The following is a 24250-nucleotide window of genomic DNA, read 5'->3' on the forward strand; positions in this document are numbered from 1 at the left end:
GTACTCGATGATCATCATTCTCTACTATTCAGAATCCTCCCTAGACCTATATTGCTGCAATGAAGCCAAACCCTATTAACCAGCATAAATCCGGCATAACGCACAAGAAGCCCAGTCCTCCTAAGAGAACTGAGCTTCTGCGTATAACTATAGAACCAAGGCTTCAAGAAAAGGGCGTGTATCAGCGGAACATCCCCCATAGCTTCAATAAATGGAACGTATTGTTCGGATCGATCTTCTGCGCAATGATAAAATCAGCGAACTGATCCTCCTGCTGACTCGTTAGCGGCTCATTGAGCACCTTCGCGATTTGCTTCATCAAGCGCTTAATTGTCGGGCGATTTTGCAAATCTGCCTTGCTCAATCCCTCGACAAGCTTTTTCACACGATCTTTCGTCACCGGATTTTTCAATTTCTGCTTTATTCGCTCCACCAGCTGTGGGCTAATGCCGTATTTTACATAACTCATGCGGGCAGCACCTCCAGAACATATCCTGCAAATCCATGCAAGTTCAAAAAGGTTGGTTATCAAAATCATGCGTTTTGAACAACCTCTAAACGGAATACTGTTCCAATATATGCTTGCCCGCTTGTCTACTATCCGCCCGTTTTCATTCTATCCGCACTACTACCATCGACTAATCGAGAAGCTCCCCTTGGAATAGCTGCTCCTGCTGGGCAGCATCGCGGAGCGGAGCGTATTCAAGCGATGTCCAATACGCCTCAGATCGGATAAGCTCTGCTGCATCATCCCGCGCCTGTTCCAGCACAGCGAAGTCGCTCGACATATCCGCGACCTTGAAGTCTGGCATCCCGCTCTGCTTCGTTCCGAAGAAGTCGCCAGGACCGCGCAGCTCCAGATCGCGCTCTGACAATTCGAAGCCATCGTCTGTTTCCGTCATAATGCGCATACGTTCTTGCCCAACCTCCGACTTCGGATCCGCAATGAGTACGCAATAAGACTGATGCTCGCCGCGTCCGACACGTCCACGCAGCTGATGAAGCTGAGACAAGCCGAAGCGCTCTGCATCCATCACGATCATGAGCGTAGAGTTCGGTACATCAACACCAACCTCGATTACAGTCGTCGATACAAGTACATGAGTTTCTCCTGTACTGAATGTGCGCATGACCTCGTCTTTCTCTGATGGCGTCATGCGGCCATGAAGCAAGCCAACCTGCAAATCCGGAAAGGCTTGCTGCATTTGCACATGCACATCAATCGCATTTTGCACATCCAGCTTGTCCGACTCTTCAATAAGTGGACAAATAATATAGGCTTGGCGACCAGCGGATACCTCACGACGGATGAAGCCAAGCACTCGATCCATCATGTCATGCTTCACCCAGTATGACTTAATGACTTTGCGTCCTGCAGGACGTTCACGGATTGAGGATACATCCATATCGCCAAATGCCGTAATCGCCAGCGTGCGCGGAATTGGCGTCGCCGTCATCAGAAGCACATCTGGATTCATCCCCTTGCGCCGTAATATACTCCGCTGATTGACACCGAACCGATGCTGCTCATCTGTTACGACAAGGCCGAGCTTCCGATAATGAACGTCATCCTGGATAAGCGCATGCGTCCCAACCAAGATATCGATCATGCCCATCTGCAAGGAAGCAAGCAGATCCTTCCGTTTCCGTCCAGTCAAGCTGCCGGTTAACAGCCCAACCTCAATGCCATGCGGTTCGAACAGCTTCGTTAGCGAACGCATATGCTGCTCGGCTAATATTTCTGTTGGCACCATGAGCGCTCCCTGATAGCCTGCACGTACGGTAGCGTACAGGGCAACAGCGGCAACAACCGTCTTACCAGAACCAACATCACCCTGAAGCAGACGGTTCATGCAGGTGTTGGCCCGCATATCACGTAAAATATCGGTTACAGCCTTCTTCTGGCCATCTGTAAGCTCGAAGGGAAGACTGCGGACGAACTCGCGAATTGTCGCATTATCCACCTCATGTGCAACGCCGTCGGCACGCTCGCGAGTCACCGCACGGAATACATGCAGCTTCAACTGGAATAGCAGCAGCTCCTCGTAGACCATTCGTCTTCGTGCTTGCTTGCCTTCCTCCGCATCTTGCGGCATATGCATCGCTCGTACTGCCTGCTTGCGCGGCATCAGCCGATAGCGCCGCATCAATTCCGGGGGCATTAGCTCAGGAATTGCTTCTCCGAACTGTTGGAGCGCTTGGGTGATCGTCTTGCGCATCCATGTCTGCGTAATCTTGCTGCCAACCGAATAGACCGGCTGCAAGGTATTCTTACGCCCTCCCCCACGGTCAGAGAATTCGGATGTCGACACCGTCATTTGCAGCCGGCGTTGATCCCACTTCCCTGTCAATACAATCTCCCGGCCTTGTGTCAGCTGCTCGCGCAAGTAATGGCGGTTGAACCAGGTGGCCGTAATGAGCCAATCTTCTACCATCACCTTGCAGGACAAGCGAGACTTGCCCCCAAATCGCTGAAGGACAGGAGCACTCATCACCCGTCCCTCAACAGTTACTTTCTCTCCATCCTTCAGTTCGCTAAGCGGACGAAGATGAAAATCATCATAACGATATGGAAAATAATCAAGCAAATCAGCAACGGTAGAGATGCCAAAGGCGTGAAGCTCTTGTTGTTTCGAAGCGCTCACGCCTTTGATCATCGTAACCGGACATTGTTTAAGTTCAATCATAATTGCACCACACTTACCCTATTGCATAGATTCGGCAGTATCCGTATCAGCGCGCCACATGAACACAGCGCCTACGCCTGTTCCGACGTGGGTGCCGATAACGGCTCCAATGGCCGTATATGACAAGGAGCGAATATCAAACCGCTCCTTAATCGCTCCCATTAGTTCATCTGTTGCAGATTGGTCACTCGTGTAGCCCATCACGACATGAACTGGATGGCCTCCGTGATCCCGCTCCAGCAGTTCAACGATGCGTGCAACAGCACGCTTATGACCGCGAACCTTGTCCACTGCACATACTTCACCTGCACGATCTACAGACAAGATAGGCTTAATGTTTAGCAGAGTACCGAACATAGCAGCAGCTTTGCCGATACGTCCGCCTTTATGCAAAAATTCCAATGAATCCACTAAAAAGTATAAAGAGCGCTCCGCTTGATAACGTTCAATCATGGCCAGTATCTCGTCCTTGGATTGACCTGCTTCCGCCATGCGTGCTGCCTCAACGACAATCAATCCAAATCCATAAGAGGCTGACATCGAATCAATAATTGTAATATCCGCCTCATCCTCGATCATACTCTTGGCGAGAACCGCTGATTGATACGTTCCGCTGAGCGCTGCGGACAAATGTATCGAAATAACTTGGGTGTCTGATTCTGTAGTCAAACGCTTATATACATCCAAAAACTCAACTGGCGAAGGCTGAGATGTTGTAGGAAGCTTGTCAGCCTGCACCAGCTTCTCATAAAACTGTTCCGCGGTAATCGTTACAGAATCTTTGAACATATCCTGACCGAAATGCACCTTGAGCGGAACCATCTCGATTCCGTAGCGTTCACGCACATCTTGCGGAATATCCGCTGTACTGTCCGTTACGATACGAATATGACTCATACAGAATCCCCCTCCACATTGTCCTACTCTACGGAAATGATATAGGAATAGATCGGTTGACCGCCTTGATGCACTTCTACTTCAGCGTTCGGATATTGCTCGCTGAGCCATGCAACAATCGCTTCCGTATCCTCGTCCTTCGCTTCTTCTCCTGTAAGAAGCGTCACGACTTCCCCATTATTCTCCAACATCTTCGTCATCAGCTGCTGCAGCGTATCCGCAACCGATTCCGTCGTCGTTACGATCTTCCCGTTTACAATACCCATATAATGTCCGGCCTTAATTTCCAGACCATCCAACGTCGTATCACGCACCGCGTACGTCACTTGACCAGACGTAATATGAGCGATAGCGTCCTCCATCGCACAGCGGTTCACTTCCAAGCTCTCGTCTTCTTGGAAGGCGAATGCCGCTGCAATCCCTTGTGGAATTGTCTTGCTAACAAGTACTGTTACATCACGTTCCACGATTTCTGCAGCCTGCTTCGCAGCCATCACGATGTTAGAGTTGTTCGGCAAGATGAAGATATGCTGTGCCGAGATCGACTCAATAGCGTCGATGAAATCTTGTGTACTTGGGTTCATCGTTTGTCCACCAGAAAGCACAACGTCTACGCCCAAGCTGCTGAAAATATCCCGGATGCCATCGCCCATTGCTACAGCGATAAAGCCATAAGGTGCAAGTTCTTCAGCTGGCGGCTCTACCAAAGTGGATTCTACAGCTACTTCCTGTACAGGAATTTCTGCGAATAATTCAGGCATAGCAGACACATCGCCGTGTTCGCCATGAATGATCTCACGGTGCTGCTCGCGCATATTCAAGATGTGCATTTGCGTCAGCTCGCCATACTCCATGGCCAGATCGAATACTTCACCTGGCTTGCGGGAATGAACGTGAACCTTAATGATCTCATCATCTGGAATCACAATGATCGAATCCCCATTTTTGGCAAGCGCTTTCCTGAAATTGTCTTCATCGAACGGCTTAGATACTCCGCGCGTACGATCAATGAAAAATTCCATATCATACAAGAACTCAATATCTTCCGTATGCAGCTTCGCTTGTGCAGAAGCATTCACATGCGGAGTCGCTGCTCCGGATGGTATATGAACGGCTGCAGACGACGCAGTCGACTCATGGAAAGAACCATCTGCGGATTCCAGAACAGCCAAGAAACCTTCATAAATGTATACGAGGCCTTGTCCACCGGAGTCTACAACGCCTACTTGCTTGAGCACGGGCAGCATATCCGGCGTCTTCGCTAATGCTTCCTTGGACTTCGCCAATACCTCACGCATAAACTCCGTCAAATCCGGAGTACGACGAGCAATTTGAACAGCGTACTTGGCTGTTTCCTTCGCAACTGTCAAAATCGTCCCTTCAACCGGCTTGACGACAGCCTTATAAGCGGTATCAACACCACTCTGCATCGCATGGGCGAACTGAACCGAGTTCACCTCATCCAAACCAGCAACACCACGGCTAAAGCCGCGGAATAATTGAGACAAAATAACACCCGAGTTACCCCGGGCTCCCATTAGCAATCCTTTGGACAAAACTTCTGCCGACTTGGCGATGGATGCAGACATCTTCGCTTTCAGTTCAGTAACGCCTGCTGTCATCGTCAAATTCATATTCGTTCCCGTATCCCCATCAGGTACCGGAAAGACATTTAATGAATTGACATGCTCTGCGTGGCGATTCAGACTGTCCGCACCACTTAGCACCATATTGGCAAATTGTGTTCCATTTAAAGAACGTATATTCAACGAATATTCCCCTTCCTAGCTTAATACGCGTACGTCTTGGACAAAGATGTTGACTTGCTCGACTGACAGGCCAGCTACATCATTCAATACATATTTCACTTTCTGTTGAATGTTGTGCGCCACTTCGGATATTTTCGTTCCGTAGCTAACAATAATATATAAATCGATATGTAGCGCATCTTGCTCCCGGCGCACTTCGACACCACGCGTCAGATTTTCGCGACCAAGCAGCTCAGCAATGCCGTCCTTCAACTGCTTGCGCGAGGCCATGCCCACAAGTCCATAACATTCCATTGCCGCTGATCCGGCGATGACTGCTACGACCCCTTCGGAAATATTCACAGCTCCGAGATTGGTATCCAATTGAATGGCCATGGTTGTTCCACCCCTTTTTGTGAGTATTATGGACTAATCAACATTGTACTATAATAGAAAACAGAAATAAACAAAGTTTTTGATTCAGTTGACGAGGCTTTTTCATATATGATATCATATTTGAGTATTTAATTGTATGAGGGTTGTTTTGGGATAAGGAGGTGTAAGGCATGGCTCGCAAATGTTATGTAACGGGGAAGAAACCTGGATCCGGTAATCACGTGTCGCACGCGAATAACAAAAACCGCCGCACTTGGGGCGTTAACGTTCAGAAGGTTCGCATCTTGGTAGATGGCAAACCTAAACGCGTCTACGTGAGCACACGCGCTTTGAAAGCAGGTAAAGTGACTCGCGTCTAATCCCATGTAAGATATACAAAAAGCACCTTGACGCGATCAGGTGCTTTTTTCATATGGGAATGGAACTCCTCATTGACATTGTTCAATGGGGAGTCTTTTTTTTCGATTCTGCCTTATTTGCATGAAATGACATGAATTTATGCCATCTTGCAGAGAACGGTCGGCCCTCCGGACGGGACGGAACAACCGTTTCTGCTTCATGCCGGAACCCGCCGTAAGTTCATATTTGTGCTGAGCCTTTTGCCCCGTTCCCGCTGTAGCTTATATGCAATTACGTTCGGGTGGTGGATGATGGATACGGATTCAGCATCATGGCCGCCAGGAACGTCAGTTTTTTTGAAACGTATTTAAGATGGCCTTGACGAAACCTCCCAAGAACTTAGGCAGCTTAAACGTATAGAACTTCATACTCCACCCTCCTCGTCATCTCATCTACCCTACACTTCTATTCGCCGACATGTCCGAAAGACCCGTCATGATAAGAAAAAAGGTTACATGAGATCTGTGCTCATGTAACCACTATATGCCGACCCCACAAGCTCTATGCATGGAGAGCAAGCCCGATTCTGAAGGATTCAGGCAGCAGGCGTAGGCAATTGCTTCAAATATGTGACAACTGACATCATGAATAAAAAGATGAAGTAAAACAATACGGACAAGGATACAAACCAGATCCGAATGCTCTTGGTCTGATACCGCTTGAAGAACTTGTATCCAAGAAACAAAGCCCCCACCGAGCATACCAAGTTAATCGGAAAGGTCAAAAATGCATACAATCCTATTAGTGATCCGCACACAAAGCTGTACAGCGTCAGCATTAGCGCTGTTACCCACATGCTTTTCTCCCCTTTGCCACTCAGCAGCATCACGCGCGTTCTCCCACACGCATATTCCATGATGCCGCTGCACAATCTAGTTGCCGTGTCACCCTCTTCTTGCTGCTTCGCGAAGCACACGAATCGCTTCTGCACGATCCGGTGCCCCATACACCGCGCTGCCTGCCACGAGTACATCCGCTCCCGCTGCTGTAACGAGGCCAGCTGTTGCTGCCGATATTCCTCCATCCACTTCAATATGGACGTCCTGTCTGCCACGTTCGTTCAGCATTGTACGCAGACGCTTGATTTTATCCGTCATCGAAGAAATGAATTTCTGTCCGCCGAACCCTGGATTGACCGTCATGATGAGGATCAAATCCACATCACCGAGCAGCTCCTCAACAGCCGACAGCGAGGTGCCAGGATTCAACGCGACGCCTGCCTTGGCACCACATTCCTTAATTTGATGCACCACACGATGCAGGTGCGGGCAAGCTTCCGCATGTACGGTGATGACATCGGCTCCTGCCTTAGCAAAATCAGGAACGTACTTCTCCGGCTCCACAATCATGAGGTGAGCGTCCAATGTCAGCTCCGTATGCGGACGGATAGCATCTACAATGAGCGGACCAAACGTCAAGTTCGGAACGAAGCGGCCATCCATCGCATCGATGTGGATCCAGTCGGCGCCACCTCGCTCTACGTCACGAATATCCTCCGCAAGCTTCGCAAAGTCAGCGGACAAAATGGAAGGGGCAATTCGGATGTCGTTCTGCTGTGTCATGTTAGTACCTCCGTTTTTTCTCTTTCATTTCCTCGAAAAATAGCACATAGTGCTCATAGCGGGATTTCGCAATATCGCCTTGCTCCAAGGCCATCTTTACCTGACAACCGGGTTCATGAATATGCGTACAGCCACGGAATTTGCAGCCGTCTGCATATGCTCTGAACTCGCGGAAACAGTCTCCAAGCTGATCAACGCCCAGTTCCAAGAAATCCAGCTGGCTGAATCCCGGAGTATCCGCAATATAGCCGCCACGGGGCAATGCAAGCAGCTCCACATGACGTGTCGTATGCTTGCCTCGACCGAGACGATGGCTGATCTGGTTCGTCTCCAGCGATACGCCGGGCAGCATCGCATTAAGTAGCGATGACTTGCCGACACCAGACTGACCCGCAAATACACTGATGTCTTGATTCAACTTGCTCTCCACTTCACTATAGCCATACCCGCCTCGGGCACTGGTAGAAATAACGTCGTAACCGACATTGGAATACAGACGAATTGTCTCTTCCATCTCCTGACGTGCAGCCGACTGCTCTGTCTCTGGCAGCCCTTCGATGATGTCGCACTTCGTCAACACGATAACCGCATCAAGTCCCGCGTGCTCGATATGTACAAGGAACTTGTCCAGCAATTGGCGGTTCAATACGGGTTCAGCTACCGAGAAGACAAGCGCTGCCAGCCCCACATTCGCAATTGGCGGACGAATCAGCTCTGTCTTCCGCTTCTCAATCTGATCTACCGTACCTTCTCCATTATCCGTCATAGAGAAGGTGACGCGATCCCCGACAAGCGGGGACACGCCTTTCTTCTTGAAAATGCCGCGGGCACGGCACTGAACGACCTCTTCATCTGTAGACTCATCGGGCCGAACATAATAGAAGCCGCTCAGCGCCTTTACAATTAAACCTTCTGGCATATATGTTCCTCCAAGCTCTTCACGTTCCTGCTGTTCATTGCACGGCAGCGAGGCCAACTGTTAGTTCCCAGTTTCCTCACCGCCTGCCCCTGCCTCTCCGTTCTGTCCATCTGTTCCATCCGCAGGAGGTGTGACCCCTTCGCCATTGCCTTGGCCGCCTCCCTGTTCTGGAGTGCCTCCTGGCGGTGTAGTAGCCGGAATATCAGGAGGTGGTGGGATGTGTACCGTTCCCTGCTTCGCATCGGTATAAGAGACAGGATAAGCATCTACGAATTTGCCGTCACGCTCAAAGGACACAGCTCCATCCTTATTTGGTGCAAGAATAAGCTCCACATTGAACGTTTTGGCCGTCGAAATGGTCTCTGTTCCCCATTCCCTCTTCTCTCCGCGTGCATCCGTATAATAGATCCGAATCTTGCTCGACTTGCCTTCCACTTCCGGATACACCGTTAACGGGAACGTATATCGCAATGCCTCAGGCGGATAGCCTGAGCTAATGTAGATACGAACTTCCGCACCCTTCGTCACCGGATCATTTGCCTCGTACGGCTGCTGCTTAATTACCTTGCCTTGTTCTTCATAACTAGGCTCTTCCACAACCCCGTCCCTAGCCAGCTTCAGTCCACTCGATTCAATCGCGGCAATGGCCGCTTCCTTGGTCATGCCTTTCAAGTTCGGCATGCCGAACGATTCCTTGCCCTTGCTGACCATAAGCTGAATCGTTGTCTTCTTTGGATCGACCTCCGTATTCGGGCTAGGAGACATGCTGACGACCAGACCTTCTTCCAACTCATCATCATAGACGAGCTTCTTCTCAATCTGTGAATTGTCGAAGCCTAGATCTAACAGCTGCTGTACGACATTGTCGACCGACTTCCCCTTGTAATCAGCAAGCTTCACAAGCGGGGTGCCTTTGCTCACATATAAGCGAATGGTCGAGCCTTCCTTCACCATCGATCCAGGGGGCTTGCTCTGGTCGAAGATTTTCCCCGCCTCGAAGCCTTCCTTATATTCCTCAATTACAGGATCCTCAATCTCAATCTTGAGAGCGCCCAGTTCCTTCTGGGCCTCTTGTAACGTCATGTTGATCAGTTTCGGAACTTCAACATCCTTCACAACAAGCACACTCTTCACGTAATACACTACACCGATTAAAATCGCTAGGAATACAACTGTCACACTTGCCCAAATCGCAGGCTTTACCCAAGACTTGCGCTTGCTTGCTCCAGCTGCAGCAGATGATGCCGAGCGCTCAGGAGGCTTTCCCGTCCTTCCCTGAGGGCTAGCTGCATGATCTGACGTCGTGGAGCGAATTGCAGGCATCACCCGCGTTTCTTGATCGTCATCATAGACAGGCCGCGGCTTGAATGTAATTTTGGGCTCATGCAGACGTTCAGGCAGCAAGCATGTCTCCAGATCACGCATCATCTCGGCTGCGGATTGATATCGTTCAGCAGGATTTTTGCGCATCGATTTCAGAATGACGTTCTCCACGCTCTGAGGAATATGCGGATTAACCACTCTTGGTTCATCGAACGGCTCCTGCAGATGCTTCAGCGCCACGCTGATCGGGCTCTCCCCGAGGAACGGAAGCTTGCCGGTAAGCATCTGATATAACACAATCCCGAGCGAGTATAAGTCAGACTTCTCTCCTGTCGACACGCCCTTCGCGTGCTCTGGAGAAAAATAATGAACCGAGCCGACCACAGATCCAGTCTGTGTGATCGTCGATGAAGTAACCGCGCGTGCAATCCCGAAGTCTGTCACCTTGACGCGGCCGTTCAGGCCAATTAAGATGTTATGCGGTTTAATGTCGCGGTGAATAATATGATTCTGATGGGCATGATCTAGCGCGTCACAGATTTGCGTAGTGATTCGCACCGACTCGTCAACCTGCAGGGGAGCCCGCTCCAGAATAATCTCGTTCAGATTATGCCCTTCCACATACTCCATAACGATAAAGTGAGTATCTTCTTCCTGTCCAACATCATAAATGCTGACTACATTTGGATGAGACAACGATGCAGCAGACTGAGCCTCCCGGCGGAATCGGCGGATAAACTCTTCATCATGAACGAACTGCTGGCGCAATACTTTGACTGCTACATAGCGGTTCAGCAAATTGTCAAGCGCCTTGTACACAAGCGCCATGCCGCCTCCACCAATCCGCGTAATGATCTCATAGCGACCAGACAGTATGGTGCCAATCATGAGCTACCCCCCTCTTCCACAACGCTGTTCTCCAAACGATCCAGAAGGACAATCGTGATGTTGTCATCCCCCCCGGCATCAAGCGCTTGTCCGAGCAGACGATCCGCCTTGACAGGCAGCGGGAGCGAAGGATCAATGACAACTCCCCATATTTGTTCAGCATTCAGCATATTCGTCAATCCATCACTGCATAGAAGCAGCACATCTCCAGCACAAATTTCAACAGATAGCAGATCCACTTCCACCTGCTCGTCCGTTCCGAGCGCACGAATAAGTACATTGCGCCGCGGATGACGCTCTGCCTCCTGTGGTTCGATCTGACCGCGCTTCACCAGCTCATTGACTAGTGTATGATCATCCGTCAGCTGCTTAATTCCACTGCGATTAATCACATAGGCTCGACTGTCGCCGATATACCCGATAAATCCTTTCCAATCAGATTTATCGAAGAGGGCTGCGACAATTGTCGTTCCCATGTGATGATACTTCTCATCTTGAGAGGCAATATGAAAAATCGTTTGGTTCGCTCGGATAATCGCCTGTTCAAGCGCACTGCCCAGCATCTCCTGATCCAACTCACCTGGCAATGCTGACAATTCAGATATAACCGTCTCGACAGCAAGTCGGCTTGCAATATCTCCCGCCTGATGTCCACCCATTCCATCGGCTACGATAGCTGCGTAATAGCCGTTCGACAACTCGGACAGGAAAGCACGGTCTTCATTGACCGCACGGACGCGTCCTACATCAGAACGTTGTACAGCTCTCATTTTCGTTCACCTCGCATTAGACTCCATATGCTTCGCTCGCAATTGTCCACACGCTGCAGCAATGTCATGCCCCTGCTCCCGGCGTATCGTCGAATTAATACCTCGATCCTGAAGCGCACGGTGGAATGCAAAAATATCGTTGCGAGGGGTACGTACATAATTCCGCTCCGGTACATAGTTGACCGGAATCAAGTTGACATGTGCGAGCATTTCCATACGTTTCAATACATCTGCAAGTTCTTCCGCATGCTCAACCTTATCGTTCACACCGCCAATAAGCGCGTATTCGAAGGTTATACGGCGTCCAGTCTTCACTTGATAATGCTTGAGCGCCTTCATCACTTCCTCGAATGGGAATCTGCGGTTAACGGGCATAAGCTTCGAACGCAGAGCATCATTCGGCGCATGAATTGAAATCGCCAAGTTGATTTGCGTATTCTCGTCAGCAAATTTGTAAATGCTTGGCACAATGCCGCTCGTTGATACCGTAATATGACGTTGTCCGATGTGCAGCCCCTTCTCATGGATCATAATGCGCAGAAACGCCATCGTCGCATCATAATTTTCAAACGGCTCTCCCGTCCCCATAATAACGATGCTGCTCACGCGCTCTTCGGATTCGTCCAGAATTTTCTGCGCAGCGACGACTTGGGCTACAATCTCGCCCGCTGTCAGGTTCCGCTTCAACCCGCCAAGCGTAGAGGCACAGAAGGTACAGCCTACACGGCATCCGACTTGGGTCGTTACACAGATGCTGTTCCCATAACTATGCTTCATAATGACAGTCTCAATCGCATGATCATCGTGTAGTCCGAATAGGAATTTATACGTTCCATCCTGCGATTTCATGTGTGTAATTTCTTTCAGTGTTACAAATTGGAAGCTGTTCTCCAACTTCTCACGAAGCGACTTGGACAAGTTTGACATCCCTTGGAAGTCATCCACACGCTTCACGTATAGCCAATCAAAAATTTGTCCGGCACGGAATGCCGGCTCTCCTTGCTCCTTCAACCATTCTTGAAGCTGTTCAAATGTTAGATCGTATATAAATGGTTTCATTCGTTTGTTCAACCTCTACCTTTCCTCAATCATGCAGTTCGATTTATTTTACCACAAATGGGCGAAATGCTAAAAGCGCGTGTTGCAAGCAGCAGATCTTCCCTGCTTGAAAAAGAAAACCGCAACGTTCAAGAAGCCTCGTCTTGAGCGTTGCGGCGTATGCTTCACACCCTATGCAGGTATCAACATCATGCGATTCGCACGATGATATGCTTACTTGCGCTTCTTCAGGCAAGCGATGAAGAAGCCATCCGATTCCGCATCATGCGGCAGTACCTGCAGCATGCCTTCCGGGCTCCGCTTCAGTGCCGCAGCGAGGGGCTCCGCTGGAAGAGCCGCCTTCCACGTATCATCCAGTTCCCAACCTTCCTCAGCAGCGTATGCTAGGAAGCGGCGAACCACATCCTCATTTTCCGCACGCTCAACCGTACAAGTTGAATAGACGAGGCGTCCGCCTGGGCGAACCAATTGGGCTGCCTGATCAAGCAGCTCAGCTTGAAGGGAAGCAATAGATGCTACGTCCTCAGGACGCTTGGCCCACTTAATGTCCGGCTTGCGTCGAATGACACCGAAGCCTGTGCACGGTGCATCGAGCAGCACTGCATCAAAGCTGCCAGAAGGAAGTTCGCGGCTTAGTGTGGACGCATCCACATTCATCATCGCTACTGATGTCAAGCCAAGACGTTCAGCCTGATCTGCGATGAGCGCCACCTTATGAGCATGAACATCATTAGCCACTACCTCACCCGTATTGCCCATTCGCTCCGCAATATGTGTCGTCTTGCCTCCAGGAGCTGCACAGCAGTCCAGCACTCGCATGCCAGCCTCAGGACGAAGCGCCTCAACGACGAGCATGGAGCTCTCATCCTGCACAGACAGTTCGCCATTGCGATACCACTTGCTTAACGCCAGATTCCCTGCACCCTCAGCTACGATTCCATCCTTCGAAAGTGAAGAAGGCATTGCATTCAAGCCTTCCTCCTTCATATCGGCAAGCAGCTTCTCACGATTCGTTCGCAGCGCATTTACACGTACGCTACCGTGCGGAGTACGATTGTTCGCCTCACACATCGCTGCTGTGTCTGCTTCCCCGTAAGCATCGACCCAGTCGGAGACAAGCCAAGCCGGATGCGAATGCTCCCATACAATTCGTGAGACCGGATCTGAACCAGCAGGAGTATCCCATAAATTCGGCTCGCGCATAATCGCTCGCAGCACTCCATTGGCGAAGCCGCCCATGGACTGTCCACCGCGTCGCTTCGCAATCGTAACCGCTTCATTGATGGCGGCATGGGCAGGAATGCGATCCAGATAATGCAGCTGATAGGCTGTCATGCGCAGCAGATTGCGCATCCACGGCTTAAGCTTGGACAAACCACGCTGCACCTTCTGCTCCAGCACACCATCAATCGTATTCAATCGCTGAATCGTTCCGTATACAAGTTCTGTCGCCAGACCTGCGTCAACTCGCGGTAAATTCGCTCCTTGGAGTGCCTGGTTCAATTGCAAATTGCTGTAGGAGTGCTCCTTCTCCACTTGAACAAGCACCTCGAGCGCAACATCGCGTGCTGTCTTGCGCTTCTTCGCGCCTCCCGAATGCTGCTCGCTCACTTCAGCACCATCCCTTGCATCATCTTGCCGCCGCGAACGAATTCGCTAGCAGCCATTGCCTTCTTGCCAGCAGGCTGAACCTCGGTCAGCCACAATGTGCCTGCACCTGTCTGAACCTCAATGCCGCGTGGGCTAAGTGTCAACACAGTTCCCGGCTCCTGCGATCCCTTGGATGCATCAGCCTCTGCCTTGCTCGGCGCCTCACAAGCCCACACCTTGAATACCTCATCGTTCCACAACGTAAATCCGCCAGAGAACGGTACAAGGCCGCGAACCTGATTGAAAATCTCACGCGCAGAGTGTGACCAATCGATCTTCTCATCCTCGCGCTTCAAGTTAGGGGCGTAAGTTGCTTCCTCATGAGGCTGCGGTATCGCCTGGATACGACCTGCGATTAGATCCGGCAGCGTATCGATCAGAAGCTGTGCTCCTGCAGCGCTTAACTTCTGGAACATCGTGCCGGCATTGTCCTCATCCGTAATCGGCACTTCAATCGGTCTGATCATATCGCCTGTATCCATGCCTTCCGCCATATACATAATCGTTACACCAGTCACCGGCTCGCCATTCATGATCGAACGCTGAATTGGCGCACCTCCACGGTACTTCGGCAGAAGTGAACCGTGTACATTAATACAGCCGAGACGCGGAATATCAAGCACAGACTTCGGCAGAATCTGTCCATAAGCTGCAGTAACAATAAGATCCGGCTCCAAAGCGCGAATATCCTCTATCGTGGTAGAGGTACGAAGCTTCTCAGGCTGCCATACAGGAATCCCATGCTCCAGCGCAGCAGCCTTCACTGGTGTAGGCGTCAGCACACGTTTACGCCCTACCGGACGATCCGGCTGAGTAACCACCGCTGCAACTTCGTACCCTTCCTTTAACAAATTCTCCAAGCAAGGGACCGCGAACTCAGGCGTCCCCATAAATACAATCTTCGTCATCATTTATTCCCTGCCTTCGCGGGGCACCTCATATACCCGTTCTGCAATCTCGGTGAACAATACACCGTTCAAATGGTCGATCTCATGCTGGAATGCACGAGCCAAGAAATCTTCAGCTTCAACCGTAATTTCACGACCATTGCGGTCAAGCCCTTTTACCGTGATTTTCTGATGGCGGAGTACGTCGCCATTGATTCCTGGAATGCTCAAGCAGCCTTCCGGGCCAAGCTGTTCTCCTTCCGCAGACAGGATAACAGGGTTCACCATCTCGATCAATCCATGCTCATCGCCGACATCTACAACAATGACACGCTTCAAGATACCGATCTGCGGTGCAGCAAGTCCGACACCTTCAGCATGGTACATCGTATCTGCCATATCTGTCAGCAGCTTCTGAATATTCGGCGTAATCTTAGGAACTTCCTTTGCTATTTGATGTAGAACCTCATCTGGTTCGTGTACAATAATTCGTAATGCCATCGGGCACACCTTCCTTTTTGAATCGTTTATTTATAGTTTATTCACCATATACGCTGATGACGAATGCTCCAGTGCTTTATATTCATCTCTACATCATCATTTGCGGGTCGATATCTACATTGAACCATACATCCTGCTCTTTGGATACCATGTCGAACTCCTTCATCGCATCTGCCATCAAAGAGGACAAATCAACATTTCCTCTGCTCTTGATAATGCATTGGAACCGGTAGCGGTTCTTAATTCGCGGAATTGGAGAAGCAACTGGCCCCAAAATTTCAACCGCATTGGCTGCTTCGTTCAGCCCATGAAGCCATCCTCGCTGCTCAGCCAGCTCCTTCAGCCGCAGGGCAGCGTTCTCTGCGACACGCACGAGCAGCGGCAGCTGTTCATGTGTCATAGAGAGCAAGGCCAATCGACAAAAAGGCGGAACCATCTGCTGCCTTCTATGCCTTAGCTCATCTGAGGCGAAAGCCGAGTAATCATGCTGGGCAGCATGGGTAATAGAGTAATGTTCCGGTGCATACGTCTGCACAATTACTTCGCCTGGCAGCTGATGTCTGCCTGCACGGCCTGCGACCTGCGTAAGAAGCTGGAATGTCTTCTCCGCCGCTCGGAAGTCCGGCATGTGCAGCGCAGAATCCGCAGCGATAACACCTACCAATGTCACATAAGGAAAATCAAGTCCCTTCGCGACCATCTGCGTCCCCAGCAGTACATCAGCCTTGCGTTCACCGAACTGGGCAAGCAGACGTTCATGCGATCCCTTCTCCGTCGTCGTGTCCACGTCCATCCGAATGACACGTATGCCCGGAAAACGCTTGGCTAGCTGCTCTTCAACACGCTGTGTCCCTGTGCCAAAGTAGCGTATATGCTCGCTTTCGCATGAGGGACAGACGACTGGTGCCCGTTCCGCGTACCCACAATAATGACAGCGCATATGCCCAGACTTCATATGATAAGTCAGCGAAATATCACATTCAGGACATTGGGCAACATACCCACATGTCCGGCACATCACGAATGTGGAGTAACCACGTCTATTCAACAGCAGAACTGTCTGCTCTCCCCGTTCGATCCGCTCCTCCAGCGCCTTCTCCAGCGGAGCGCTGAACATCGAGCGATTGCCTATCTTCAGCTGCTCACGCATATCCACAATCGTCACGGGCGGAAGCGCTCTGCCACCAACGCGGGTTGGCATGGCCAGCGGAGCCAAATCCCAAGCAGGCGGCTCCAGCCCTGACGGCGGAGCTTCATATCCATGAAGCTTGGCCGCGTAATACGTCTCCATAGAGGGCGTCGCTGATCCAAGCACAACAACGGCGTCATGTAGTCTAGCTCGCTCTACGGCGACATCGCGGGCATGATACTTCGGTGTCTCCTCCTGCTTATAAGAGGTTTCATGTTCTTCATCCATAATGATAAGACCGATATGCTCAAATGGAGCAAATATGGCAGAACGCGCTCCAATCGCGACCTGAACGCGCCGCTCTCGTATTTTCCTCCACTCATCGTAACGCTCCCCTTGGGACAGGCGACTGTGCATAACAGCCACCTTTGAGCCGAATCGTCCCTTGAACCGCTCTACCATTTGAGGGGTCAGTGATATTTCCGGTACCAGCACGATCGCTTGTCTGCCGGAACGGAGACAGCGGTCGATTGCCTGCAAGTATACTTCTGTCTTGCCGCTTCCGGTCACGCCGTGGAGAAGAAATGATTGTGCACAGCCCTCATCCAGCATTTCGGTAATTCGGCTTAGAACGCCCTGCTGCTCTTCTGTTAGAGGCAGCGGCTGAGTCGGCTTGAAGCGCCGGTCGGCGTATGGATCACGCATAACCTCAACCTCGTCGACGACGATCAATCCTTTGCCTTCCAAGGCTTTCACCGCAGAAGCATTGAGCGAGCGAAGCGGAAGTTCCCCGCCGAATTCAAGAAGCTGCCGAAGCAATTCCTGCTGACGGCGAGCGCGAGCGCCAATCTCCACCGCTGCTTGCTCAGCCTGATCCGGTTCCACAGCAAGGCGAACACGCTTCAGCTTCTTCACGCCTATACGATCTTTAATTCGCTCCGTCTCCACGAGCCACCCGTGCTGCATCGCCTCTTTGATTAGGGCGGCTCCGGCTGGGAATGCCTGCAGCAGCTTATCGGCAGCGATTGGCTCGTTCCGTTCTACATAAGCAAGCAGTTCAGCGGTGAGGCTGTCCGCAAGCAGTTTATGCGGCATAAGCTCAAGTTGATCGGGAAGCTGCGTGTCCACAATTGAAGGATCGTCAGCCTTCATCTGCTCTTCATGAAGGCGTGTGTGATGCATATACAACACCGCATCTTCCCCAAGTTGAACGGCCTTCTCCCGTTTGCCCTTCATTGCGCCGGGAATCATAACCTGCAGCGCTGCCGTCAAAGTACATACATAGCGGTCACTCATCCACTTCGCAAGCTGCACCAAATCAGGACGCAGAGGAGGGACAATGTCGAGCAGCTGCTGGATGGGCTTCAATCTAGACTTCGGCACATCCGTCGTATCCGACAGTCCGATGACGAATCCTTGTACGGTTCTCCCGCCAAAAGGAACCCCAACTCTGCTGCCAATTTCGAGCCATGCCTCCATATCCTGCGGCACTGCATAATCAAATGGGCGATTCGTTGCCTTGCTAGATACATCAACAATGACCTGAGCCACGTTGCAGCGAGTTCCTTCATCCAAGACTGTGGCCCCCACCGCATGGAACAAAGGCTCATGTGCAGGCATCCAGTCATGTTCACTACTCAATCGGATGCACCTCTTCAGCACCTGCCAGCACCCGGGTCGGATCCTTCATTCTCGATGCAGCCAACTGCAATATACGCTTCGCAACCCCACTCTTCGCCATAAGCGGAATTCGTTCTACAAGACCTTCCGCGTCATAAATCGATACCTCATTGTTATCAGATCCAAATCCACCTTCTGATCGCGATACATCATTCGCAACGATGAGATCAAGCCGTTTGCGGCGCAGCTTATCTGCCGCGTATTGGTCAACATGCTCCGTCTCTGCGGCAAAGCCAACGAGGAATTGCTTCGACTTTTGGCGCCCAAGCTCTTCTAAAATATCCGGGTTCCGTTCCAACTCAATGATGAGACGTTCCCCAGTCTTTTTCAACTTTTGAGGTGCCCGTGCGACCGGGCGATAGTCCGCAACTGCTGCTGTCTTCACAACCAGATCAATCTCTGGATAGCGGCTCATGACTTCCTCGTACATATCCTGTGTGGATTCCACGCGGACAATGGTTACCCCTTCTGGCGGGCATACTTGCGTTTGTCCTGCTACTACGACCACCTGAGCCCCCATATTTCGCGCCGCCTCTGCGATAGCAAATCCCATCTTGCCTGAGGAATCATTCGTTATATAGCGAACGGGGTCAATGCGTTCAACAGTTCCACCTGCTGTGACAAGTACCATTTTGCCATATAGAAGCAGTTCTTCTTGTGCAGCAGCTTCTGGCGGTACACCAGAGCCATTCGCCTTGACACTTGTCATCACATTGCTCGGCCCGAATCTCTCAGGCAGCTTGTTGGAAGCCATCCACTGTTTGAGCTGCTCGATGATATGCTCGGGCTCTGCCATTCTTCCCTTGCCTGTATAACCGCAGGCGAGGAGGCCCTCTTCTGGCTCTATGAAGTGGACTCCACGCTCGCGCAGCATCCCCATGTTATGCTGAACTGCAGGATGGACATACATATGTACATTCATCGCTGGCGCAACAATGACAGGAGCCGTCGTTGCAAGCAGCGTTGTCGTCAGCATATCATCCGCAAGCCCGTGTGCCATCTTCCCAATTACATTCGCTGTTGCAGGTGCTACCAGAATCAGATCAGCCCGATCCGCCAAGTCAATATGAGAGACGACAGATGCATCCCTCTCGTCAAACGTATCTGTATATACGAGATGACGAGATAGCGTTTGGAAAGTCAACTCGGTAATGAATTCCGTTGCCGATTTTGTCATAATGACGTGAACCTCTGCACCTTCCTGCTTCAGCTTGCTGCACAAGGCAGCAGCTTTATAAGCGGCAATGCCTCCAGTAACTCCGAGCACTATCGTTTTCCCTTGCAACATTGTATCCCGCCTTTCCGTTCAGCCGACATACCGAAATCCCCTTAGCCGCTAGCGATTCATGACCATACTGCATGGCGATTAATCGGCCCAATATGCCGCCGAACGTATCATTCTTTAGGAATTATTGCTATTACAGTACTTCCTTGTTCCTTCTTCTTGAAAAAAATAACAACCTTGCGGTTGTTATCCTTTTTCAAACTTGTATGAACTTCCGTCCTGCTATGCGCCACTGGTCAACTCGTGCCTCATTCTCTGACCAAGAGCCTTCCAGCTCGCATTTGCAGTTGTGTTTATTCACCTGGTTGAAGCTGACTGTGGTCTTGCTCTGTGTGAATGTAATCGCCATAAATTTCTTCCAAAGCCACGCCCACTTGTTTATGGGATTTTGGGCTTTTCAATTCCGTACGACCGCCTTCACGCAATTGGCGCGCACGGCGTGAAGCTGCAACTACCAAAGAATATTTACTGTCAACCTTTTTCATCAATTCATCAATGGAAGGATAAAGCATGGTTCAGCACTCCTTTTTTCGTATCCTCGCTTCTGACGCAGACGCCCAGCAGACAATATATGCCGTTTATCTACGTTGTAGAAGCCGCTCTCTTCTAACAACCGTGACAAGGCACACTTCCAATGAAAGTGCGCCTTGCTGCAGCTTATTCTTGAGACCCAATCTTACAATGTTCGGCAATGATGATGCTCTCTATACGCTTGCACGCAAGATCAATCTCGTCGTTAACGACCGCGTAATCATAGTTCTCCATTAACGCAATCTCTTCAACGGCTACATTCATCCGGGAATCGATTACGTGCTCCTGCTCTGTACCGCGACCACGAATGCGATCCTTCAGCTCGTCGAGCGACGGCGGGAGCAAGAAGATGAAAATTCCGTTCGGGAATTTCTCCTTCACCTTCATTGCACCCTGCACTTCGATTTCCAAAATAACATCACGGCCTTCAGTCAACTTCTGTTCAACGAAGTCACATGGTGTTCCGTAATAGTTACCTACGTATTCCGCATATTCAAGCAAACGATCTTCCTCGATCATCTGCATGAATTCCTCGCGTGATTTGAAGAAATAATTCACACCGTCTACTTCGCCGGCACGCGGCTCGCGTGTCGTTGCAGACACGGAATAAGTAAGATCGTTGGTTTTCTTCAGTAAAGCTTTGCATACTGTGCCCTTACCGACGCCAGATGGGCCGGACAGCACAATCAATAACCCCTTCTTCATCTTCGTCTCCATCTTATTCGTCGTTGTCGTCATCCTTTGTAGATAGACGGTGAGCTACCGTTTCAGGCTGCACAGCGGACAAAATGACATGGTCACTGTCCGTAATAATTACGGCACGCGTACGTCGGCCGTATGTAGCGTCAATCAGCATATGACGGTCTCGAGCCTCTTGAATGATTCGTTTAATTGGAGCCGATTCCGGGCTCACAATCGAAATGATCCGGTTGGCAGATACGATATTACCAAATCCGATATTGATTAGCTTAATCGCCATTACAGGTCCTCCCTCTACTTTCGAGCGCTCCACAATTTATTCAATATTCGCTGCTTGTTCGCGAATTTTCTCCAGCTCCGCTTTCATTTCAACGACGCGGTTCGTTATTTCCAAATGATTCGCCTTGGAGCCGATGGTGTTCGTTTCGCGGTTCATTTCTTGTACAAGAAAATCAAGCTTGCGTCCTATCGCTTCATTACTTTCGAGCAGTCGTCTGAACTGTTCGAAATGGCTCTTCAGCCGCGTCAGTTCTTCATCAATGTTGGAGCGTTCCGCAAACAGTGCCACTTCCAGTGCAAGCTTATGCTCGTCCATTGGAAAACTGGCATCCAACAGTTGTTCGATACGTTGATTCAGTTTCGCTCGATAATCGGTCACAACGACCGGAGCCCATTCTGTGAGTTCCGAATGGAGCAATTCCAACCGGCTCAGTCGTTCCGCCAAATCTCGGTTGAGGTGGCTGCCTTCCATGGCGCGCATCCTGCACAATCCATCCATTGCTTCCAGCAATCCCGATTCAAGAGAAGCAGCAAGCTCCTCCTCCGACCAAGAGGTTAACTCTCTAACCGTGAACAAATCAGGAAGCGAGAGCAAGTCGGTAACCGACAAATCTCCCGCTACACCATACTCACTTTGAACTTTCGCAGAAGCTTGAAGATACGCTTCGAGCGTTTGCCGATTCAATTCCACAACCGACTTAACCTCGCCGTTCCGCTCCTTATTCATAAACACATCGATTCGGCCGCGACTAACCTTCTGCTGAACGATGCGCCGAAGACGATCCTCATAGCATGTCCATTCTCTCGGCAAGCGAAGCACAGCTTCGCAGTAACGATGGTTAACAGACTTCGCTTCAATCGTTATCTTGTACCCGCCAATCTCGCGGGTAGACTGACCGTAACCAGTCATACTATAGACCACGGGCACCACATCCATTACCCTATTTTAATTGATTATGTCAGACGATACAAGGGGTCTGCCTGGCGTTCCGCTTTTTCCCATACATACTGGGTCAATTCGGCTGTCATTTCATAGAACATGAACGGTGTCATGAAGTAGATGCCCTTAAAATGGGTAAGCGCGACATCCAGCAGTTCCTTCGCGATGGCGACCCCTTCCTTGCGCCCAGCTTCCCCTTCTAATCCGCTCATTCTACTACGTACTTCATCGGACAGTTCGATACCGGGAACCTCATTGTGGAGATATTCAGCATTGCGTCCGCTCGCAAGCGGCATAATCCCGATAAAGACTGGTACATTAAGATGTTTCGTACCTTCTGCTATCCGTACAATTAACTCTTTATCATAGACGGGCTGCGTCATAATGTAATCCGCGCCGGCCTCGATTTTCCGTTCCAAACGCGCAATCGCTTTATCCAGATGCTTCACATTCGGATTGAATGCGCCGCCAACGACGAACTTCGCCTTCTGCTTGAGCGGCTTGCCTGAGAATGCGAGACCGCTATTCAACTGCTTAATCATCCGAATGATCTCGAAAGAGGTCATGTCGTATACCGAGCTCGAGTCAGGAAGATCACCGAATCGGGCTGGATCTCCCGTTACAGCGAGCACATGGTCAATGCCAAGTGCATGAAGGCCCATCATGTGGGACTGAGTTCCTATCAGATTGCGATCTCGGCATGCAATATGGACAAGCGGGCGAATGCCGACTTTATCAAGTGCCATGTAACCAAGAGCCAAGTTGCTCATTCTGGTAACGGCAAGCGAATTATCTGCCAACGTCAGGGCGTCAACCCCCGCCTCCTTCAATACCTGCGCACCCTTCATGAACTTCGATACGTCCAGATCACGAGGCGGATCCAGCTCCACGATGACTGTATGACGGGATCGCACCATATCGACTATTGATTCCTCAGCATCGTGTCCATGATCACAGCCGTCGTAGCAAGCAGCACCGTCATGCCAAAGCATAGATTCTGATTCCTCTTCAATAATGATGCTTTCCACAGGCTGCACAGGGAGCTCAGGAACTTCCACGTCCCGAAGAGCTTCTACGATTGCCGCAACATGTTCAGGTGTCGTTCCGCAGCAGCCGCCGACAATCCGAGCACCCATCTGCACGAATTTAACCGCGCTTTGCGCCATATATTCTGCGGATGCAACGAAGTTGTAGCGTCCATCGACATAATCAGGCAGACCTGCATTTGGGAATGCAGACAACGGCAGGTCGATACGCCCTTGAACACCCTCTAGCGCACGCAGCACGCCATTCGGACCCATATGGCAGTTCAAGCCTACTACATCCGCTCCATCGTCACGCAAGACGCGGAATGCTTCCAGCAAGCTCTTGCCATCCTTCGTTCTCCGAGATTCCTCCACGGCGAATTGACAGATTACAGGAACATCTTGATCCAGTTCACGTACCACTTGCAAGGCAAGACGCATTTCTTCCAGATCGTAGAAGGTCTCAAACATAATGCCGTCAACGCCTTCTTCCAGCATGGCCGACATCTGTTCATGATAATCTCGAATGACTTGGTTGGTATGAACATTCTCACGTTTACCTGCTCGAATAGAACCAAGCGCACCTATCACATAAGCTTGATTTCCTGCTGCTTCACGGGCAAGGCGGACAGCCGCTCTATTAATATCCTTAACGAGATGCTCTTTGCCATGTCTGTAGAGCTTCTCCCGATTCGCAGTGAATGTATTCGTCTCTAGCAGGCCCGCACCTGCATCCACATACTGCTTATGGATATTGCGGATCACCTCTGGATCGGTAACATTCAGTATTTCATATGAGATACCAACAGGATACCCAAGTTGATACAAATACGTCCCCATTGCACCATCGCCAATTATGATTTGCTCGTGCAGTGCTTCCCGAAAGTTCTTCATCCTGTCTCGCACCCCAATCTCCCATCGTTGGTGAATCCTCTGTATATAGTAGTAACTTGCTTAGTAAACATTCTATCAAGAAACCGCGGTTCATCAAGTAAA

General features: G+C 50.5%; 23 protein-coding genes. 1 reads left to right on the plus strand and 22 read right to left on the minus strand.

Annotated elements, in window-relative coordinates; genetic code table 11:
• Positions 1-181 precede the first annotated feature (181 nt).
• The 5 genes from RQP50_RS11360 to RQP50_RS11380 all read right to left on the minus strand — a co-directional run bounded on the left by RQP50_RS11360 (position 182) and on the right by RQP50_RS11380 (position 5728).
• Positions 182-469 (minus strand): stage VI sporulation protein F, encoded by a 288-nt coding sequence (locus tag RQP50_RS11360; protein ID WP_072728818.1) that lies wholly within the window; start codon positions 467-469, stop codon positions 182-184.
• 169 nt (positions 470-638) lie between these two features.
• Positions 639-2687 (minus strand): ATP-dependent DNA helicase RecG, encoded by a 2049-nt coding sequence (recG, locus tag RQP50_RS11365; protein WP_315745578.1) that lies wholly within the window; start codon positions 2685-2687, stop codon positions 639-641.
• A gap of 18 nt (positions 2688-2705) precedes the next feature.
• Positions 2706-3584, minus strand: a complete 879-nt coding sequence (locus RQP50_RS11370; protein WP_072728820.1) for a DegV family protein — start codon at positions 3582-3584, stop codon at positions 2706-2708.
• A gap of 23 nt (positions 3585-3607) precedes the next feature.
• The gene (locus tag RQP50_RS11375; RefSeq protein ID WP_036592511.1) at positions 3608-5314 is read right to left on the minus strand and encodes a DAK2 domain-containing protein; all 1707 of its coding nucleotides are present in this window, start codon (positions 5312-5314) and stop codon (positions 3608-3610) included.
• Between the two features lie 54 nt (positions 5315-5368).
• Positions 5369-5728, minus strand: a complete 360-nt coding sequence (locus tag RQP50_RS11380; RefSeq protein ID WP_021256645.1) for an Asp23/Gls24 family envelope stress response protein — start codon at positions 5726-5728, stop codon at positions 5369-5371.
• Between the two features lie 170 nt (positions 5729-5898).
• Between RQP50_RS11380 and rpmB the strand changes: the two genes are divergently transcribed.
• Positions 5899-6087, plus strand: a complete 189-nt coding sequence (rpmB, locus tag RQP50_RS11385; RefSeq protein WP_005548278.1) for a 50S ribosomal protein L28 — start codon at positions 5899-5901, stop codon at positions 6085-6087.
• A gap of 327 nt (positions 6088-6414) precedes the next feature.
• Here rpmB and spoVM read toward each other — a convergent pair whose 3' ends face one another.
• From spoVM to RQP50_RS11470, 17 genes are all read right to left on the minus strand, one after another.
• Positions 6415-6495 carry a stage V sporulation protein SpoVM gene (gene spoVM, locus RQP50_RS11390; protein ID WP_019424875.1) on the minus strand — a complete coding sequence of 27 codons (81 nt, stop codon included), beginning with the start codon at positions 6493-6495 and terminating at the stop codon, positions 6415-6417.
• Positions 6496-6662: 167 nt separating this feature from the next.
• Positions 6663-7058 carry a hypothetical protein gene (locus RQP50_RS11395; protein WP_315745579.1) on the minus strand — a complete coding sequence of 132 codons (396 nt, stop codon included), beginning with the start codon at positions 7056-7058 and terminating at the stop codon, positions 6663-6665.
• Positions 7012-7689, minus strand: coding sequence for a ribulose-phosphate 3-epimerase (rpe, locus tag RQP50_RS11400; protein WP_315745580.1), 678 nt, complete (start codon positions 7687-7689; stop codon positions 7012-7014). Before rpe ends, RQP50_RS11395 begins: the two co-directional genes overlap by 47 nt.
• Position 7690: 1 nt before the next feature.
• Complete coding sequence (gene rsgA / locus RQP50_RS11405) at positions 7691-8608, minus strand: ribosome small subunit-dependent GTPase A (RefSeq protein ID WP_028531233.1); 918 nt, start codon at positions 8606-8608, stop codon at positions 7691-7693.
• 60 nt (positions 8609-8668) lie between these two features.
• Positions 8669-10819: a Stk1 family PASTA domain-containing Ser/Thr kinase gene (gene pknB / locus RQP50_RS11410; RefSeq protein ID WP_021256649.1), complete on the minus strand. Its 2151-nt coding sequence runs from the start codon at positions 10817-10819 to the stop codon at positions 8669-8671.
• On the minus strand, positions 10816-11589 hold the full coding sequence (locus RQP50_RS11415) for a Stp1/IreP family PP2C-type Ser/Thr phosphatase (RefSeq protein ID WP_072728822.1): 774 nt from the start codon (positions 11587-11589) through the stop codon (positions 10816-10818). The genes pknB and RQP50_RS11415 overlap by 4 nt, the downstream gene beginning before the upstream one ends.
• A 6-nt stretch (positions 11590-11595) precedes the next feature.
• The gene (rlmN, locus tag RQP50_RS11420) at positions 11596-12648 is read right to left on the minus strand and encodes a 23S rRNA (adenine(2503)-C(2))-methyltransferase RlmN (RefSeq protein ID WP_028531234.1); all 1053 of its coding nucleotides are present in this window, start codon (positions 12646-12648) and stop codon (positions 11596-11598) included.
• A gap of 213 nt (positions 12649-12861) precedes the next feature.
• On the minus strand, positions 12862-14259 hold the full coding sequence (rsmB, locus tag RQP50_RS11425; protein WP_315745581.1) for a 16S rRNA (cytosine(967)-C(5))-methyltransferase RsmB: 1398 nt from the start codon (positions 14257-14259) through the stop codon (positions 12862-12864).
• Positions 14256-15206 carry a methionyl-tRNA formyltransferase gene (gene fmt, locus RQP50_RS11430; protein WP_090511587.1) on the minus strand — a complete coding sequence of 317 codons (951 nt, stop codon included), beginning with the start codon at positions 15204-15206 and terminating at the stop codon, positions 14256-14258. The genes rsmB and fmt overlap by 4 nt, the downstream gene beginning before the upstream one ends.
• Positions 15207-15209: 3 nt before the next feature.
• Positions 15210-15686, minus strand: coding sequence for a peptide deformylase (gene def, locus RQP50_RS11435; protein ID WP_021256654.1), 477 nt, complete (start codon positions 15684-15686; stop codon positions 15210-15212).
• Positions 15687-15774: 88 nt separating this feature from the next.
• The gene (priA, locus tag RQP50_RS11440; protein WP_315745582.1) at positions 15775-18456 is read right to left on the minus strand and encodes a primosomal protein N'; all 2682 of its coding nucleotides are present in this window, start codon (positions 18454-18456) and stop codon (positions 15775-15777) included.
• Positions 18449-19783, minus strand: coding sequence for a bifunctional phosphopantothenoylcysteine decarboxylase/phosphopantothenate--cysteine ligase CoaBC (gene coaBC, locus RQP50_RS11445; protein ID WP_315745583.1), 1335 nt, complete (start codon positions 19781-19783; stop codon positions 18449-18451). The genes priA and coaBC overlap by 8 nt, the downstream gene beginning before the upstream one ends.
• Before the next feature lie 290 nt (positions 19784-20073).
• Entirely contained in the window at positions 20074-20292 is a 219-nt protein-coding gene (gene rpoZ / locus RQP50_RS11450) for a DNA-directed RNA polymerase subunit omega (protein WP_315745584.1), read from the minus strand.
• Positions 20293-20437: 145 nt separating this feature from the next.
• Positions 20438-21016 (minus strand): guanylate kinase, encoded by a 579-nt coding sequence (gmk, locus tag RQP50_RS11455; protein ID WP_174808851.1) that lies wholly within the window; start codon positions 21014-21016, stop codon positions 20438-20440.
• Positions 21017-21029: 13 nt separating this feature from the next.
• Entirely contained in the window at positions 21030-21290 is a 261-nt protein-coding gene (remA, locus tag RQP50_RS11460; RefSeq protein WP_005548256.1) for an extracellular matrix/biofilm regulator RemA, read from the minus strand.
• A gap of 36 nt (positions 21291-21326) precedes the next feature.
• On the minus strand, positions 21327-22211 hold the full coding sequence (locus tag RQP50_RS11465) for a YicC/YloC family endoribonuclease (protein ID WP_028531238.1): 885 nt from the start codon (positions 22209-22211) through the stop codon (positions 21327-21329).
• A gap of 32 nt (positions 22212-22243) precedes the next feature.
• The gene (locus RQP50_RS11470; protein WP_072728825.1) at positions 22244-24148 is read right to left on the minus strand and encodes a bifunctional homocysteine S-methyltransferase/methylenetetrahydrofolate reductase; all 1905 of its coding nucleotides are present in this window, start codon (positions 24146-24148) and stop codon (positions 22244-22246) included.
• Positions 24149-24250 lie beyond the last annotated feature (102 nt).

The organism is Paenibacillus suaedae, from assembly GCF_032337355.1.
GTDB lineage: Bacteria > Bacillota > Bacilli > Paenibacillales > Paenibacillaceae > Paenibacillus_B > Paenibacillus_B suaedae.

Coding starts and splice junctions, on each gene's coding strand:
- RQP50_RS11360 (WP_072728818.1), bottom strand. CDS start 469: ATGAGTTATGTAAAATACGGCATTAGCCCACAGCTGGTGGAGCGAATA.
- recG (WP_315745578.1), bottom strand. CDS start 2,687: ATGATTGAACTTAAACAATGTCCGGTTACGATGATCAAAGGCGTGAGC.
- RQP50_RS11370 (WP_072728820.1), bottom strand. CDS start 3,584: ATGAGTCATATTCGTATCGTAACGGACAGTACAGCGGATATTCCGCAA.
- RQP50_RS11375 (WP_036592511.1), bottom strand. CDS start 5,314: ATGGTGCTAAGTGGTGCGGACAGTCTGAATCGCCACGCAGAGCATGTC.
- RQP50_RS11380 (WP_021256645.1), bottom strand. CDS start 5,728: ATGGCCATTCAATTGGATACCAATCTCGGAGCTGTGAATATTTCCGAA.
- rpmB (WP_005548278.1), top strand. CDS start 5,899: ATGGCTCGCAAATGTTATGTAACGGGGAAGAAACCTGGATCCGGTAAT.
- spoVM (WP_019424875.1), bottom strand. CDS start 6,495: ATGAAGTTCTATACGTTTAAGCTGCCTAAGTTCTTGGGAGGTTTCGTC.
- rpe (WP_315745580.1), bottom strand. CDS start 7,689: ATGACACAGCAGAACGACATCCGAATTGCCCCTTCCATTTTGTCCGCT.
- rsgA (WP_028531233.1), bottom strand. CDS start 8,608: ATGCCAGAAGGTTTAATTGTAAAGGCGCTGAGCGGCTTCTATTATGTT.
- pknB (WP_021256649.1), bottom strand. CDS start 10,819: ATGATTGGCACCATACTGTCTGGTCGCTATGAGATCATTACGCGGATT.
- RQP50_RS11415 (WP_072728822.1), bottom strand. CDS start 11,589: ATGAGAGCTGTACAACGTTCTGATGTAGGACGCGTCCGTGCGGTCAAT.
- rlmN (WP_028531234.1), bottom strand. CDS start 12,648: ATGAAACCATTTATATACGATCTAACATTTGAACAGCTTCAAGAATGG.
- fmt (WP_090511587.1), bottom strand. CDS start 15,206: ATGACGAAGATTGTATTTATGGGGACGCCTGAGTTCGCGGTCCCTTGC.
- def (WP_021256654.1), bottom strand. CDS start 15,686: ATGGCATTACGAATTATTGTACACGAACCAGATGAGGTTCTACATCAA.
- coaBC (WP_315745583.1), bottom strand. CDS start 19,783: ATGTTGCAAGGGAAAACGATAGTGCTCGGAGTTACTGGAGGCATTGCC.
- rpoZ (WP_315745584.1), bottom strand. CDS start 20,292: ATGCTTTATCCTTCCATTGATGAATTGATGAAAAAGGTTGACAGTAAA.
- gmk (WP_174808851.1), bottom strand. CDS start 21,016: ATGAAGAAGGGGTTATTGATTGTGCTGTCCGGCCCATCTGGCGTCGGT.
- remA (WP_005548256.1), bottom strand. CDS start 21,290: ATGGCGATTAAGCTAATCAATATCGGATTTGGTAATATCGTATCTGCC.
- RQP50_RS11470 (WP_072728825.1), bottom strand. CDS start 24,148: ATGAAGAACTTTCGGGAAGCACTGCACGAGCAAATCATAATTGGCGAT.